At 71.3% G+C, this 15098-nt stretch carries 15 protein-coding genes; 12 read left to right on the top strand and 3 right to left on the bottom strand.

Going from position 1 to position 15098, the window contains the following annotated elements; all coding sequences use genetic code 11:
* The first annotated feature begins 2 nt into the window (after positions 1-2).
* The 5 genes from WDZ95_RS18550 (at position 3) to WDZ95_RS18530 (ending at position 4055) form a co-directional block, all read left to right on the top strand.
* Entirely contained in the window at positions 3-788 is a 786-nt protein-coding gene (locus WDZ95_RS18550) for an SDR family NAD(P)-dependent oxidoreductase (RefSeq protein ID WP_425780620.1), read from the top strand.
* Between the two features lie 45 nt (positions 789-833).
* Positions 834-2573 (top strand): tannase/feruloyl esterase family alpha/beta hydrolase, encoded by a 1740-nt coding sequence (locus WDZ95_RS18545; protein ID WP_425780618.1) that lies wholly within the window; start codon positions 834-836, stop codon positions 2571-2573.
* A gap of 8 nt (positions 2574-2581) precedes the next feature.
* The gene (locus WDZ95_RS18540; RefSeq protein ID WP_166224558.1) at positions 2582-3001 is read left to right on the top strand and encodes an acyl-CoA thioesterase; all 420 of its coding nucleotides are present in this window, start codon (positions 2582-2584) and stop codon (positions 2999-3001) included.
* 7 nt (positions 3002-3008) lie between these two features.
* A complete protein-coding gene (locus WDZ95_RS18535) occupies positions 3009-3566 on the top strand; it encodes a MarR family winged helix-turn-helix transcriptional regulator (RefSeq protein WP_166224555.1) in 558 nt (185 codons plus the stop codon).
* A 138-nt stretch (positions 3567-3704) separates the two neighbouring features.
* Positions 3705-4055, top strand: coding sequence for a winged helix-turn-helix transcriptional regulator (locus tag WDZ95_RS18530; RefSeq protein ID WP_166224552.1), 351 nt, complete (start codon positions 3705-3707; stop codon positions 4053-4055).
* A gap of 34 nt (positions 4056-4089) precedes the next feature.
* Here WDZ95_RS18530 and WDZ95_RS18525 read toward each other — a convergent pair whose 3' ends face one another.
* Complete coding sequence (locus WDZ95_RS18525) at positions 4090-4983, bottom strand: LysR family transcriptional regulator (RefSeq protein ID WP_425780615.1); 894 nt, start codon at positions 4981-4983, stop codon at positions 4090-4092.
* A gap of 96 nt (positions 4984-5079) precedes the next feature.
* Between WDZ95_RS18525 and WDZ95_RS18520 the strand changes: the two genes are divergently transcribed.
* A complete protein-coding gene (locus WDZ95_RS18520; protein ID WP_287467914.1) occupies positions 5080-6081 on the top strand; it encodes a bile acid:sodium symporter family protein in 1002 nt (333 codons plus the stop codon).
* A 10-nt stretch (positions 6082-6091) separates the two neighbouring features.
* On the opposite strand, the gene WDZ95_RS18515 is transcribed toward WDZ95_RS18520, so the two are convergent.
* Positions 6092-6943 carry a fumarylacetoacetate hydrolase family protein gene (locus WDZ95_RS18515; protein ID WP_166224544.1) on the bottom strand — a complete coding sequence of 284 codons (852 nt, stop codon included), beginning with the start codon at positions 6941-6943 and terminating at the stop codon, positions 6092-6094.
* A 172-nt stretch (positions 6944-7115) separates the two neighbouring features.
* On the opposite strand from WDZ95_RS18515, the gene grpE reads away from it, so the two are divergent.
* The 3 genes from grpE to dnaJ all read left to right on the top strand — a co-directional run bounded on the left by grpE (position 7116) and on the right by dnaJ (position 10913).
* The gene (gene grpE, locus WDZ95_RS18510; RefSeq protein WP_425780612.1) at positions 7116-7679 is read left to right on the top strand and encodes a nucleotide exchange factor GrpE; all 564 of its coding nucleotides are present in this window, start codon (positions 7116-7118) and stop codon (positions 7677-7679) included.
* A gap of 82 nt (positions 7680-7761) precedes the next feature.
* Positions 7762-9696 (top strand): molecular chaperone DnaK, encoded by a 1935-nt coding sequence (dnaK, locus tag WDZ95_RS18505; RefSeq protein WP_166224538.1) that lies wholly within the window; start codon positions 7762-7764, stop codon positions 9694-9696.
* Between the two features lie 83 nt (positions 9697-9779).
* Positions 9780-10913, top strand: coding sequence for a molecular chaperone DnaJ (gene dnaJ, locus WDZ95_RS18500; RefSeq protein WP_425780610.1), 1134 nt, complete (start codon positions 9780-9782; stop codon positions 10911-10913).
* 7 nt (positions 10914-10920) lie between these two features.
* Here the strand turns inward: dnaJ and WDZ95_RS18495 are convergent, their stop codons facing one another.
* Entirely contained in the window at positions 10921-11400 is a 480-nt protein-coding gene (locus tag WDZ95_RS18495) for a DUF6314 family protein (protein WP_425780608.1), read from the bottom strand.
* A 90-nt stretch (positions 11401-11490) separates the two neighbouring features.
* Between WDZ95_RS18495 and WDZ95_RS18490 the strand changes: the two genes are divergently transcribed.
* The 3 genes from WDZ95_RS18490 to WDZ95_RS18480 are packed head-to-tail and all read left to right on the top strand — an operon-like array spanning position 11491 to position 15090.
* Entirely contained in the window at positions 11491-12489 is a 999-nt protein-coding gene (locus tag WDZ95_RS18490; RefSeq protein ID WP_425780606.1) for a ZIP family metal transporter, read from the top strand.
* Between the two features lie 29 nt (positions 12490-12518).
* Positions 12519-13883, top strand: a complete 1365-nt coding sequence (locus WDZ95_RS18485; protein ID WP_425780604.1) for an MBL fold metallo-hydrolase — start codon at positions 12519-12521, stop codon at positions 13881-13883.
* 31 nt (positions 13884-13914) lie between these two features.
* Positions 13915-15090, top strand: a complete 1176-nt coding sequence (locus tag WDZ95_RS18480; protein WP_425780602.1) for a lytic murein transglycosylase — start codon at positions 13915-13917, stop codon at positions 15088-15090.
* Positions 15091-15098 lie beyond the last annotated feature (8 nt).

Genomic DNA, 15098 nt, shown 5'->3' with positions numbered 1-15098 from the left:
GCATGAAGATCGAAGGACAGGCCGCACTCGTCACCGGCGGCGGCTCCGGCCTCGGCGAGGCCACCGCGCGCGAACTCGCGCGCCTGGGCGCCAAGGTGGCCGTGCTCGACGTGAACCTCGAGGGCGCGCAGCGCGTGGCCCGCGACATCGGCGAACAATTCGGCAATGGCTGCGCCGTGGCGTTCAAATGTGACGTGACCGACACCGCCAGCGTGCAAGCCGCGATCGATGGCGCGGCCGCCGCGCACGGCCCCGCGCGCATGCTCATGAACATCGCGGGCATCGGCACCGCCAAGCGCGTGGTGCAGAAAGACGGCAGCGCCGCGCCGCTCGACGACTTCGCCAAGGTCATCAACGTCAACCTGATCGGCACCTACAACGCGAGCCGCCTGTTCGCAGCGGCCTGCGCCAAACTCGACCCGCTCGAAGACGGCGAACGCGGCGTGATGCTGTTCACCGCGAGCGTGGCGGCCTTCGACGGCCAGGTGGGCCAGCAGGCCTACAGCGCGTCCAAGGGCGGCCTGGTGGGCATGACGCTGCCGATGGCGCGCGACCTCGCGCAGCACGGCATCCGCGTGTGCACCATCGCGCCGGGCCTGTTCTCCACGCCGCTCATGCGCCAGTTGCCCGAGCCGGTGCAGGCGTCGCTGGCCGCGAGCATTCCCTTCCCGTCGCGCCTGGGCAAGCCCGAAGAGTTCGCCGCATTGGCCGCGCACATCGTGACCAACACCCACCTCAACGGCGAGGTGATCCGGCTCGACGGCGCGCTGCGCATGGCGCCGCGCTGAAGGCCTCGCGCCCGACCGACGACAAGAACCACCCGAGGAGACACCATGAACAAGCCCCTGCCCCTGGCCGGTGCGGCCGCCCTCGGTGTGGCCGCGCTGTTGGCCGCCTGCGCGAACCCACCCGGCGGATCACCGACCGCGGTGGCCACGCCCGCGCGCCTGAGCCCCGCGACCGGCGCCACCTTGCAGCGCTGCGAGGCGCTGGCCGCGCAGTTCCAGCACCCGGCCACGCGCATCGAATCGGCCGTGCCCGTGGCCGCGGGCGAGCTCAAGCTCGCCGGCCAGCCCGTGGCCGCGCACTGCCTGGTCAAGGGCCGCATGAACGAGCGCAGGGGCCGCGACGGCCGCGACTACGCGATCGGCTTCGAGATGCGCCTGCCCCAGGCCTGGAACGGGCGCTTCTATTACCAGGGCAACGGCGGCCTCGACGGTGCGGTGCGCCCGGCCGAGGGCGCGCTCGGCGGCGGCCCGCTCACCGGCGCGCTGGTGCAGGGCTTCGCCGTCATCAGCTCGGACGCCGGCCACACCGGCGCGCAAACCCCCTACTTCGGCCTGGAGCCCCAGGCCCGGCTCGACTACGGCTACCAGGCCGTGGCCACGCTCACGCCCATGGCCAAGGCGATGATCGCCAGCGCCTACGGCAAGGGCCCCGACCGCTCCTACATCGGCGGCTGCTCCAACGGCGGCCGCCATGCGCTGGTGGCCGCGAGCCGGCTGGGCGACCAGTACGACGGCTACCTGATCGGCGCACCCGGCTACCGCCTGCCCAACGCCGCGCTCGCGCAGCTCTGGGGCGCGCAGCGCTGGCTGCCGCTGGCCACGGCGGGCGCCACGGTGAAGCACCCGCTCAACCCCAACGCCAGCATCCCCGATCTCGCCAGCGCGCTGACCGCGGCCGAGCGCGAGACCGTGGCGCGCGCCGTGCTGCAGCGCTGCGACGCGCTCGACGGCCTCACCGACGGCCTGGTGCAGGCCACGCAGGCCTGCCAGGCCACGTTCGACCCCGCGCGCGACGTGCCCACCTGCAGCGGCGCGCGCGACGGCCGCTGCCTCACGCCCGCGCAGAAGAGCGCGCTGGCTCAGGTGCACGCGGGCGGCCGCGCCGCCAATGGCCAGCCGATCTACAGCGCCTTCCCCTGGGACGCCGGCATCGCGGGCAGCAACTGGGCGACCTGGAAGTTCGTCAACGCGGTCGCGCTCGACCCGCTCTCGGTGGGCACGGTGTTCACCGCGCCGCCCGTGGGCATGGTCGACCCGGCCAAGGCCGACATCGACGCGCTGCTCGCCGCGGTCGCGGCCACCGACGCCATCCACCGCGAATCGGGCCTGTCGCTCATGGGCCCGCCCGGCCACGAGAAGCCCGACAACCTGCTGCCGCTGCGCGCGCGCGGCGCCAAGATGGTGCTCTACCACGGCGTGAGCGACGCGATCTTCTCGGCCGAGGACACGCGCCAATGGCTCGAACGCGTGAACGCCAGCCAGCAGGGCCGCGCCGCCGACTTCGCGCGCTACTTCCCCGTGCCCGGCATGAACCACTGCAGCGGCGGCCCGGCCACCGACCAGTTCGACCTGCTCGGCCCGCTGGTGCAATGGGTGGAGCACGGCGTGCCCCCGCAGGCGGTGAAGGCCCAGGCGCGCGGCGCGGGCAACCCGGGCGGGGTGAACACCGAGCTGCCCGCGGCCTGGTCGGCGCAGCGCAGCCGCCCCTTGTGCGCGTATCCTGCCGTGGCCCGCTACAAGGGCCAGGGCAACCCTGAAGACGCTTCCCGTTTTTCCTGTCAGTGACCCCTTCGATGACCAAGACCGTTGTGTATGAAGTGGAGGTGATGTTCGGCGACTGCGATCCCGCCGGCATCGTCTTCTTCCCCAATTTCAGCAAGTGGATGGACGCCTCGTCCCTCAACTTCTTCGTGCAGTGCGGCGTGCCGCCGTGGCGCGAACTCGTCAAGACGCGCGGCATCATCGGCACGCCGCTGCTCGAGATCCACACCCAGTTCAAGAAGCCCGCCACCTACGGCGAGCGCCTGCAGGTGCACACCAGCGTGATCGAATGGGGCGCCAAGGTGTTCAAGCACCAGCACCGCGTGATGCGCGGCGACACCCTGCTGTGCGAAGGCACCGAGGTGCGCGCCTTCTGCGAACGCGACCCGGCCGATGCCTCGCGCATCCGCGCCATCCCCGTGCCCGAGGACATCAAGGCCCTGTGCGCCTGAGCGAGCGATGAGCGAACCCTCGATCGCCAACGCCCTGCGCCGCCCCCGTGGCGTGCGCAAGGCCGCGGCGCCCGATGCGGCCGCGGGCGCGGCCGGCGACGGCCTGCCCGACACCGGCCACCTCGAAACCCTGGTGGGCTACAACGCGCGGCGCGCGGCGCTCTCGGTCATCGGCATCTTCCTGCGCCGCATGGCGCCGTTCGAGCTGCGCCCGGTCGACTACTCGGTGCTCAGCGTGATCGCCCACAACCCGGGCGTCACCTCGCGCCAGATCTGCGCCGCGCTCGACATCCTGCCGCCCAACCTGGTGGGCATGGTCAAGGCGCTGCAGCGGCGCCGCCTCATCACGCGCCGCCCGCACCCGAGCGACCGGCGCGCCCAGGGCCTGCACCTCACGCCCACGGGCGAGCGCCTGTACCGCGAGGCCCAGGCCACGGCCAGCGCGCTCGAAGCCGAGGCCACCGCGGCGCTCACGGCCGACGAGGTGCAGACGCTGATCGCGCTGCTGCGCAAGGTGTACCGGCCCGGCACGGCGGCCACCGGAAACGGGGACGCGGCCGTCTGATCCGCCATCCGGTCAAACCCGGGTGGCCCGGCAGCCACATGCTGCACCGCACACAGCTACCAACTTGATAGCGACGGTGGGCATGCCTATAGTGAACCGGCCGACACCCGCTGCCCGGTTCGCGCGAGGAGACCGCCGATGAGCAAGGACACCGAAGCCCTGAGCCAGCTGTTCGATCTGCTGGAAGCGCGCTACGCCATGCGCGTGATCCACGCGCTGGCCGACGGACACCCCCAGACCTTTCGCCTGCTGCAAGACAGCGTGGGCGGGGTCACGCCCAACACGCTCAACACGCGGCTGAAGGAACTGCGGGCCGCGCACCTGCTCGACCACTGCGGCACCGGCTACAAACTCACGCCGCACGGTGCCGAGCTCGCGCGCCGGCTCGGCGAGTTCAAGCCCTTCGCGGGCCGCTGGCAGCACCGCAACCAGGGCGCGCGCGCGGCCGCGCGGCCCGCGCCGCGCAGCGCCGCCCGCAGCACCGCCTGAACGCGCCGCGGGCTTCAAGCCCGCTCAAGCCCGCTCAGGCCCGCTCGGCCGCCACGCGCGCCACCAGCGCCCAGGCCACCTCGGCCAAGGGCGACAACACGCGCCGCGCGCGCCGCACCAGCACGATGTCGCGGTCGATGCGCGGCAGCAGCGGCCGCACCACCAGGCCCGGCAGGCCCGCGGGCGGCAGCGCCAGCGTGGGCACCACCGACACGCCCAGGCCAGCGTCGAGCATGCGGAAGATGGTGGTCACGTGGCCCACCTCCTGCGCCAGCGGCGGCGCCACGCCCTGCTCGCGCAGCGCGTCGTCGATCAGGCGCCGGCTGCCCGAGGCGTGGTCGAGCAGCACCAGCGGCTCGCCGGCCAGCTCGGTCCAGCGCACCGAGCGCTTGCGCGCCAGCCGGTGCGTGGGCGGCGCGACGAAGCAGAACGGCTCGCTGAGGATGGGCTCGGCGTGCAGCGCGCTGTTCGGGCCCGGGTCGATCACCACGCCGAAGTCGACCTCGCCCGCGAGCACGCTGGCCAGCGCGTCGTGCTGCATGCGGTCGAGCAGCACCAGCGCCAGGCCCGGGTGTTCGCGCTGGCAGCGCGCGATGCACTCGGGCAGCAGGTTGGCCGACAGCGTGGGGCTGCTCGCGATGCGCACCCTGCCCTGGCGCTGCGTGGCCAGGCCGCGCACGTCGAGCAGCACCGCGTCGAGGTCGTCGAGCACGCGCTCGAGCCGCGTGGCCAGGTTGCGGCCCGCCGCGGTCAGCAGCACCTCGCGCGTGGTGCGGTCCAGCAGCTTGAGGCCGAGCTGCTGTTCGAGCTCGGTCACGCAGCGGCTCACCGCGGGCTGGCTCAGGCCCACCTGCGCGCCGGCGCGCGTGAAGCTGCCGTGCGCCGCCACGGCCTGGAACACACGCAACTGGCGCAGGCTGATGTTCATGCGCTCGCATGATAAATGCATCCGATAAATTCATTTCTCTTTGGAGCAGGGCTGCGGTCCAATCGCGGCCATCGCCCCGACCCGCCGCCCACCGCCATGGCCCGCTCCCGCCTGCTGCCCGACAACTTCACCCTCTACCTGATCGCCACCGTCACGCTGGCCAGCCTGCTGCCTGCGCAGGGCGTCTTCGCCGACGCGCTCGCCATCGCCACCAAGGTCGCCGTGAGCCTGCTGTTCTTCCTGCATGGCGCCAAGCTCTCGCGCGAAGCGATCCTCGCGGGCATCGGCCACTGGCGGCTGCAGATCGCGGTGGTGGCCACCACCTTCGCGCTGTTCCCCGTGCTGGGCTGGGCGCTGTCGCCCGTGCTGCGGCCGCTGGTCACGCCCGACCTGTACACCGGCATCCTCTACCTGTGCGCGCTGCCGGCCACCGTGCAGTCGGCCATCGCCTTTGCCTCGATGGCGCGCGGCAACGTACCGGCCGCGGTCTGCAGCGCCTCGGCCTCCACGTTGCTGGGCGTGGTGCTCACGCCGCTGGTGCTGGGGCTGCTGCTGGCGCAGGACGCGGCCATGGGCGACCTGCTGGGCGCCATCGGCCGCATCGGCGTGCAGTTGCTGCTGCCCTTCATCGCCGGCCACCTGCTGCGGCCCTGGATCGGTGATTTCCTCAAGCGCCGCACCTCGGTGATGAAGGTGGTCGACCAGGGCTCGATCCTGCTGGTGGTCTACGCGGCCTTCAGCCACGCGGTGATCGACGGCCTGTGGTCGCAGCTGCCGCTGAGCGCCATGGCGGGCCTGCTCGTGGTCTGCGGCGTGCTGCTGGCGCTGGTGCTCACGGTCACGGTGTGGGGCAGCCGCCGGCTCGGCTTCTCCAAGGAAGACGAGATCGCCATCGTCTTTTGCGGCTCGACCAAGAGCCTGATCACCGGCGTGCCCATGGCCAACGTGCTGTTCGCGGCCAACGTCGCGGGGGCCATCGTGCTGCCGCTGATGGTGTTCCACCAGATGCAGCTCATGGTGTGCGCGGTGCTGGCGCAGCGCTACGCGCGCCGCCCCGCGGACCCGGCCCTGACCGCGGCCGAAGCGGCCAAGGCCTGAGCCGCGGCGCTCAGCGCGCCGGGCTGTCCACCACCACCTGGCGCTGCTCGCCCAGGCCGCGGCCGCCCAGGGTCACCACGTCGCCCGGCTTCAGGTAGAGCGGCGGCTTGTGGCCCATGCCCACGCCGGGCGGCGTGCCGGTGGGGATCACGTCGCCCGGCTGCAGCACCATGAAGCGGCTCAGGTAGCTCACGATGTGGGCCACGCCGAAGATCATGGTGCGGGTGTTGCCGGTCTGGCGGCGCTGGCCGTTCACGTCGAGCCAGAGGTCCACGTCCTGCGGGTCGCCGAGCTCGTCGGGCGTGACCAGCCAGGGGCCGATCGGGCAGTGCGTGGGGTAGCTCTTGCCCTTGACCCACTGGCCTTCATAGGCCATCTGGTACGCGCGCTCGGACACGTCGTTGACCAGGCAGAAGCCGGCCACGTGGCGCAGCGCCTGGTCCTCGCTCACGTGAAAGGTGCGCTGGCCGATCACGATGCCGAGCTCGACCTCCCAGTCGAGCTGGGTCGCGCCGGGCGGCAGCCAGATGTCGTCGTGGGGGCCGCTGATGGCGCCGCTGTGCTTGTTGAACACGATGGGCTGGCCGGGCGCCTTCAGGCCGGCCTCGGCCGCGTGGTCGGCGTAGTTCAGGCCGATGGCGACCACGTTGCCCACCTGGCCCACGCAGGGGCCCAGGCGCGTGCCCGAGGGCACGGGCGGCAGCGTGAGCGGGTCGATCGCGGCCAGCCGGGCCATAGAATCCGGGCCCAGCGTGGCCGGCCCGAAGTCGGCCACCAGCCCCGAGAGGTCGCGCGGCGTGCCGCTGGCGTCGATCAGACCGGGTTGCTCGGCGCCGGGCCGGCCGTGGCGGATGAGTTTCATGGTGCAGGTGTCGGCGTTGGAAGTGACGAAGAAGGCCGGCCATTCTGCCGCGCCCGCGATCGGGCCCCTGTCACCCCCTTGAAATCCGCCGCACCGGCCCCAGTTGCCCGACTTGTCGGGCAAGCCGCCCCCGAACCGCCCGTTTCCACGAACCCGAACCGCCTTCGCCACGATGAGCCAGACGCCCCCCACCGACCCTCAGAACCCCGCTGCCCAGGCCCCTGTGAGCCCCGAAGAGGCCGAAGCCGCCCAGGCGGCGAACGAGGCCGAGGCCCTGGCCGGCCTGCAGGCCGAACTGGCCACGCTCAAGGCCCAGAACGCCGATCTGGCCGACCAGTTCCTGCGCGCCAAGGCCGAGGCGGAGAACGCCCGCCGCCGCGCCGACGAGGAAGTGGCCAAGGCGCGCAAATTCGCGGTCGAGAGCTTTGCCGAGAGCCTGCTGGCCGTGGCCGACAGCCTCGAAGCCGGCCTTGCGGTGCAGGAAGCCACGCGCGAGCAGCTGCGCGAAGGCACCGAGGCCACGCTCAAGCAGCTCAAGAGCGCGCTCGAACGCCACAAGGTGGTCGAGATCGCACCGGCCGCGGCCAGCCGCTTCGACCCGCACCAGCACCAGGCCATCAGCATGGTGCCGGCCGACCAGGAGCCCAACACCGTGGTCACGGTGCTGCAGAAGGGCTACCTCATTGCCGAGCGCGTGCTGCGCCCGGCCCTGGTCACGGTGGCGGCGCCCAAATAAGCGGCCTTGAAATACCCACCAGTTATCCACATCTTCCGCACATCGTTTTCACACCTATTTCCACACCGGACGGAGAACCAACATGGGACGCATCATCGGCATCGACCTCGGCACCACGAACTCGTGCGTGGCCATCATGGAAGGCAACAACACCAAGGTGATCGAGAACAGCGAAGGTGCGCGCACCACGCCCTCGATCGTGGCCTACCAGGAAGACGGTGAGGTGCTGGTCGGCGCTTCGGCCAAGCGCCAGGCCGTGACCAACCCCAAGAACACGCTGTACGCCATCAAACGCCTGATCGGCCGCAAGTTCACCGAGAAGGAAGTGCAGAAGGACATCGACCTGATGCCCTATTCCATCGTGGCCGCCGACAACGGCGACGCCTGGGTGGAAGTGCGCGGCAAGAAGATCTCGGCCCAGCAGGTCTCGGCCGACATCCTGCGCAAGATGAAGAAGACCGCCGAGGACTACCTCGGCGAGCCCGTGACCGAGGCCGTGATCACCGTGCCCGCTTACTTCAACGACGCGCAGCGCCAGGCCACCAAGGACGCCGGCCGCATCGCCGGCCTCGACGTCAAGCGCATCATCAACGAGCCCACCGCCGCGGCCCTGGCCTTCGGCCTGGACAAGCAGGACAAGGGCGACCGCAAGATCGCCGTGTACGACCTCGGCGGCGGCACCTTCGACGTCTCCATCATCGAGATCGCCGACGTCGATGGCGAGAAACAGTTCGAGGTGCTGTCCACCAACGGCGACACCTTCCTGGGCGGTGAAGACTTCGACCAGCGCATCATCGACCACATCATTTCCGAGTTCAAGAAAGAGCAAGGCGTCGACCTGAGCAAGGACGTGCTGGCCCTGCAGCGCCTGAAGGAAGCCGCCGAGAAGGCCAAGATCGAGCTGTCGTCCTCGGCCGCCACCGACATCAACCTGCCCTACATCACGGCCGATGCCTCGGGCCCCAAGCACCTGAACATCAAGCTCACGCGCGCCAAGCTCGAGGCCCTGGTCGAAGAGCTGATCGAGCGCACCATCGCGCCCTGCCGCACCGCCATCAAGGACGCCGGCGTGAGCGTGGGCGAGATCCACGACGTGATCCTGGTGGGCGGCATGACCCGCATGCCCAAGGTGCAGGACAAGGTCAAGGAGTTCTTCGGCAAGGAGCCGCGCAAGGACGTCAACCCCGACGAGGCCGTGGCCGTGGGTGCCGCCATCCAGGGCCAGGTGCTCTCGGGTGACCGCAAGGACGTGCTGCTGCTCGACGTGACCCCGCTGTCGCTGGGCATCGAGACCATGGGCGGCGTCATGACCAAGATGATCGCCAAGAACACCACCATCCCGACCAAGTTCTCGCAGGTGTTCTCCACCGCCGACGACAACCAGCCCGCCGTGACCATCAAGGTGTTCCAGGGCGAGCGCGAGATCGCCTCGGGCAACAAGCTGCTTGGCGAGTTCAACCTCGAAGGCATCCCGGCCGCGCCGCGCGGCATGCCGCAGATCGAGGTGACCTTCGACATCGACGCCAACGGCATCCTGCACGTGGGCGCGAAAGACAAGGGCACGGGCAAGGAAAACAAGATCACCATCAAGGCGAACTCGGGCCTCTCCGAAGCCGAGATCCAGCAGATGGTGAAGGACGCCGAGCTCAACGCCGCCGAAGACAAGAAGAAGGTCGAGCTCGTTCAGGCGCGCAACCAGGCCGAGGCCATGGTGCACAGCGTGAAGAAGAGCCTGGGCGAGCACGGCGACAAGCTCGAGGCCGGCGAGAAGACCGCCATCGAGGACGCCATCAAGGCCGTGGAAGAGGCCACGAAGGGCGACGACAAGGCCGCCATCGAAGCCAAGACCGAGGCCCTGATGACCGCGAGCCAGAAGCTCGGTGAGAAGGTGTACGCCGCGCAGCAGGCCGAGCAGGCCGCCGCCGGTGCCGCGCCCCAGGGCGAGGCCCGCGCCGACAGCAAGCCCGCCGACGACGACGTGGTGGACGCCGAAGTGAAGGAAGTCAAGAAAGGCTGATCGCGCCCGCCGCAGCCCCACACCGCCGCGTCCGGGCAACCTGACGCGGCGTTCGTGTTCGACGACAACAAGCCCACAAGACCATGTCCAAACGCGACTTTTACGAAGTGCTCGGCGTGCCCAAGAACGCCTCCGACGAGGAGATCAAGAAGGCGTACCGCAAGCTCGCGATGAAGTACCACCCCGACCGCAACCAGGGCGATGCGGCCAAGGGCGCGGAGGAGAAATTCAAGGAGGCCAAGGAGGCCTACGAGATGCTCTCCGACCCGCAGAAGAAGGCCGCCTACGACCAGTACGGCCACGCGGGTGTGGACCCCAACATGCGCGGCGGCCCCGGCGGCGCCGAGGGCTTCGGCGGTTTCGGTGACGCGTTCGGCGACATCTTCGGCGACATCTTCGGTGGCGCGCGCCGCGGCGCGGGCGGCCGCCAGGTGTACCGCGGGGCCGACCTGTCGTACGCGATGGAGGTCACGCTCGAAGAGGCCGCCACCGGCAAGGAAACGCAGATCCGCATCCCGAGCTGGGACGACTGCGAAACCTGCCACGGCAGCGGCGCCAAGCCCGGCACCAGCGCCAAGACCTGCGGCACCTGCCACGGCCAGGGCGTGGTGCAGATGCGTCAGGGCTTCTTCAGCGTGCAGCAGACCTGCCCGACCTGCCAGGGCCGCGGCAAGGTCATCCCCGAGCCCTGCACCACCTGCCACGGCCAGGGCAAGATCAAGAAGCAGAAGACGCTGGAGATCAAGATCCCCGCGGGCATCGACGACGGCCAGCGCATCCGCAGCACCGGCAATGGCGAACCGGGCCAGAACGGCGGCCCCGCGGGCGACCTGTACATCGAGATCCGGCTGCGCAAGCACGACATCTTCGAGCGCGACGGCGACGACCTGCACTGCCAGGTGCCCGTGAGCATGACCACCGCTGCCCTGGGCGGCGAGATCGACGTGCCCACGCTGCAGGGCAAGGCCACCATCGACCTGCCCGAAGGCACGCAGAGCGGCAAGACCTTCCGCCTGCGCGGCAAGGGCATCAAGGGCGTGCGCAGCAGCTACCCGGGCGACCTGTACTGCCACGTGGCGGTGGAAACGCCGGTCAAGCTCACCGAGCACCAGCGCAAGCTGCTCAAGGAGCTCGACGAGTCGTTCAGGAAGGGCGGCCACAAGCACAGCCCGAACGACAAGGGCTGGTTCGAGAAGGCCAAGGACTTCTTCAGCTGAGGCCCGGTCAGGGCCCGTAGGTGTAGTGGATGGCCTCGCGCTTGCGCGGGCCGGCGATGGTCCAGCGCACCTGCAGCAGCGGGCCTTCGCACACCAGCGTGGCGGCGTAGCGGTCGGCCGCGCACTGGTGGGCCTCGATCTCGCGCCAGTGGCCCTCGGCGGCCGGCGCCATGTCGAACAGGAACACCGGCTGCCCGGGCCCGCGCCGCAGGTGTTCCAGGCGCAGCGCGCCCGAGGGCAGCGCCGACCACCGGAACACGTTGCGAAAGGCCGTGGGCTCGCGCCCCGGCGCCGCGGCCTGCCAATGGCCCTGTTCCTCGAACACCAGCACGCCCGGGGCCGGCTCGCCCACCGCGACGCCGCCCTTGCCCTCGCCGTCCCAGCCCGTGCCCGCCGCGCTGCGCGATTCGAAGCGCAGCCGGCGCACCCGGCGCAGGCGGTTCAGCACATCGGTCAGCGCGGGCCAGGGGTCGTGAGCGGGCGGCATGGCGCGACTATCCCCGCCATAACGAGCATCGATTGGCCTTCATCGATAGTTTTTGCAAAACTATCTGGCCGTATCGATTGGACGCCAGCCATGACCGCCCTGTTCCGCCAGATCCAGCCCGTCTGGGCCCAGCTGCAGCAGCTCGAAAGCCCCGTGCCCGCCCACGCCCTGCGCACCGCGCTGCTGGCCCTGGCCGCGGGCGTGCTTGCCATGGCCGGCCTGGCGGCGGCCTCGACCTTCTGGGGCCCCACGCAGGCCTGGTGGCTCGCGGTGGACGGCGGCAGCGCGATGGTGGCGGGCGTGCAGGCCTCGCTGCTGGCGGCCGTGGCCACCGCCGTGGGTGCCTTGCCCGTGTTCGTGGTGCAGCGCATCGGCAAGCGCCAGGAAGCGGCTTTCATGGCCTTCTCGGCCGGCGTGATGCTCGCGGCCGCGGTGTTCTCGCTGCTGCTGCCCTCGCTCGAGGCCAGCCGCGCCCTGGTGGGCGGTGGCGGCGCGGGCGCGCTGTTCAGCGGCCTGGGCCTGGCGCTGGGCATGGCGCTCATGCTCGGCATCGACCGCGCCTTGCCGCACGAACACGCGGTGCTGCCGCCGGCCGCGCCCGGGCATGCCGTGGCCGCCCGGCCCGGCGACCGCGCGGCGCAGCGCGCCTGGCTCATGGTGCTGGCGCTCATGATCCACAACCTGCCCGAGGGCCTGGCCGTGGGCGTGGCCTACGCCGGCCCGGCCAGCGCCGACGCCGTGCACGACGGCGCCGCCGTGGCGCTGGCGATCGGCCTGCAGAACATGCCCGAAGGCCTGATCGTGGCGATGGCGCTGCGCACCCTGGGCCTGGGCGCGGGCAAGGCCTGGGGCGTGGCCGCGCTCACCGGCCTGGCCGAGCCGCTCGGCGCGATGCTGGGCATCGCGGTGCTGGGCAGCCTGCCCGCGCTCTACCCGCTGGGCCTGGCGCTCGCGGCCGGCGCGATGATCTTCGTGGTCAGCCACGAGATCATTCCCGAGACGCACCGCAACGGCTTCGAGGGCGCGGCCAGCGCCACGCTGCTCGCCGGCTTCGTCTTCATGATCTGGCTCAACGCGGCCCTGGCCTGAACCCGGGCCGCAGCGCCTAAGATGCCCGCATGGGCGTCAACATCCGATTTCTCGGCGGGGCCGGCACCGTCACCGGCTCCAAGTACCTGGTCGAGCACGAGGGCCAGCGCCTGCTGGTCGACTGCGGGCTGTTCCAGGGTTACAAACAACTGCGCCTGCGCAACCGCGACCCGCTGCCCGTGGTGCCGGCGCAGATCGGCGCGGTGGTGCTCACGCACGCGCACATCGACCACAGCGGCTACCTGCCGCTGCTCGTGCGCGAAGGCTTCAAGGGCAAGGCCTGGTGCACGCCCGGCACGCGCGACCTGTGCCGCATCCTGCTGCCCGACAGCGGCCACCTGCAGGAGGAAGAAGCCGCCTACGCCAACCGCAAGGGCTTCAGCAAGCACCAGCCGGCCCTGCCCCTCTACAACGTGGAGGACGCGCGCGAAAGTCTCAAGCACCTGCACGCGGTGCCGCCGCACGAGGTCTTCGAGCCGCTGCGCGGCTGGCGCGTGCGCCTGTCGGGCGCGGGCCACATCCTCGGCGCGGCCAGCGTGCTGGTCGAGGTGGGCGGCAAGCGGCTGCTGTTCTCGGGCGACCTGGGCCGGCCCGACGACGCGCTGATGCACGCGCCCGATGCCCCGCCCGAGGCCGACGTGGTGGTGTGCGAATCGACCTATGGGGACCGCAGTCACCCCCAGGAAGACCTGCTCGCCGAACTCGGCCCCGCGCTCGCGCGCCTGGCCGCGCGCGGCGGTACGGCGGTGGTGCCGGTGTTCGCCGTGGGCCGCGCACAGGCGCTGCTGCACGCGATCGCCCAGCTCAAGGCGCGCGGCGGGCTGCCGGCGGCGCTGCCCGTGTACCTCGACAGCCCCATGGCCGTGCACACCACCGAGCTCTACGAACACCACCTGGGCGAGCATCGCCTGAGCGCCGCACAGTGCCGCGACATGGAGCGCGCCGCGCACCTGGTGACCAGCGTGGAGCAGTCCAAGGCGATTGCGCTGCAGCGCGGGCCCAAGCTGATCCTGGCCGCCAGCGGCATGGCCACCGGCGGGCGCGTGCTGCACCACCTCAGCCAGCACCTGGGCGACCACCGCAACATGGTGGTGCTCACCGGCTACCAGGCGCCGGGCACGCGCGGCGCGCGCCTGGCGCAGGGCACGGCCACGCTGCGCATCTTCGGCCAGGACTGGCCGGTGCGCGCCGAGGTCGTGCAGCTCGCCTCGGCCTCGGCCCATGCCGACGCGGGCCAGCTCATGGCCTGGCTGCGCCAGCTGCCGCGCGCGCCGCACCGCGTGTTCGTCACGCATGGCGACATGGAGGCCGCCGACGCCCTGCGCCTGCGCATCGAGCACGAACTCGGCTGGCGCGCGCTGGTGCCCGAGCACAACAGCACCTGGATGGCTTGAACTTCTGGCGCGCCCCGCGCCTCTGTCTGCGATGAGATTCCTGTTTCCCCTGCTGCTGGCGGCCAGCGCCAGCGCCCATGCCCAGACCGACGACTTCCGCCAGTGCCTCGACGGCCTGCGCAGCACCGCGCGCGGCGCGGGCGTGAGCGAGGCCACGTTCCGCGCCCACACCGAGGCCTTGCAGCCCAACATGGGCGTGGTTGCCAACCTCGACGCCCAGCCCGAGTTCAAGACCCCGATCTGGGACTACCTGGCCGTGCTCGTGGACAACGAGCGCGTGGCCGACGGCGAAGCCCGCCTGAAGGAACACGCCGAGGTGCTGCAGCGCGTGCAGCAGCGCTATGGCGTGGACCCGGCCACCGTGGTCGCGGTGTGGGGCGTCGAGAGCAACTTCGGCCAGGGCTTCGGCCGCACGCCCATCGTGCAGTCGCTGGCCACGCTCTCGTGCTTCGGCCGCCGCCAGGCCTATTTCCGCACCGAGTTCGTGGCCGCGCTGCGCATCCTGCAGGCCGGCCATTTCGCGCCCGATCGCTTCACGGGCTCGTGGGCCGGTGCCTTCGGCCACACGCAGTTCATGCCCAGCACCTTCGAGCGGCTGGCGGTCGATTTCGACGGCGACGGCCGCGCCGACCTGTTCGACAGCGCGCCCGACGCGCTCGCCTCGACCGCGAACTTCCTGCAGCGCGCGGGCTGGCGCAACGACCTGCCCTGGGGCTTCGAGGTGAAGCTGCCCGCAGACTTCTCGGCCGCGGGCGAAGGCCGGCGCACCAAACGCCCGAGCGCCGAGTGGCGCGCGCGCGGTGTGCAAAAGGCCGACGGCACGCCGATTCCCGAGGGCATGAGCCTGGGCCTGCTCGCGCCGGCGGGCGTGCAGGGCCCGGCCTTCCTCGTCACACGCAACTTCGACGCCCTCTACAGCTACAACGCGGCCGAGAGCTACGGCCTGGCCATCGCCCACCTGGCCGACCGCCTGCGCGGCGCCGGCCCCTTTGCCACGCCCTGGCCCACCGACGACCCCGGCCTGTCGCGCGCCGAACGCCGCGAGCTGCAGACCCTGCTGCTCGCGCGCGGCCACGACATCGGCGCGGCGGACGGCCAGCTCGGCGAGAGGTCGCGCGCCGCGGTGCGCGCCGAGCAGCAGCGCCTGGGCTGGGCGGTGGACGGCCGCGCGGGCCAGAAGCTGCTCAAGGCGCTGCGCGGCGGCTGAACGCGCCA

It is taken from the genome of Hydrogenophaga sp. T2 (assembly GCF_049843535.1).
In the GTDB taxonomy this organism is placed as follows: Bacteria; Pseudomonadota; Gammaproteobacteria; order Burkholderiales; family Burkholderiaceae_C; genus Hydrogenophaga; species Hydrogenophaga crocea.
The sequence above is the reverse complement of the archived record's forward strand: the minus strand, read 5'-3'. Positions and strand labels throughout refer to the sequence as shown.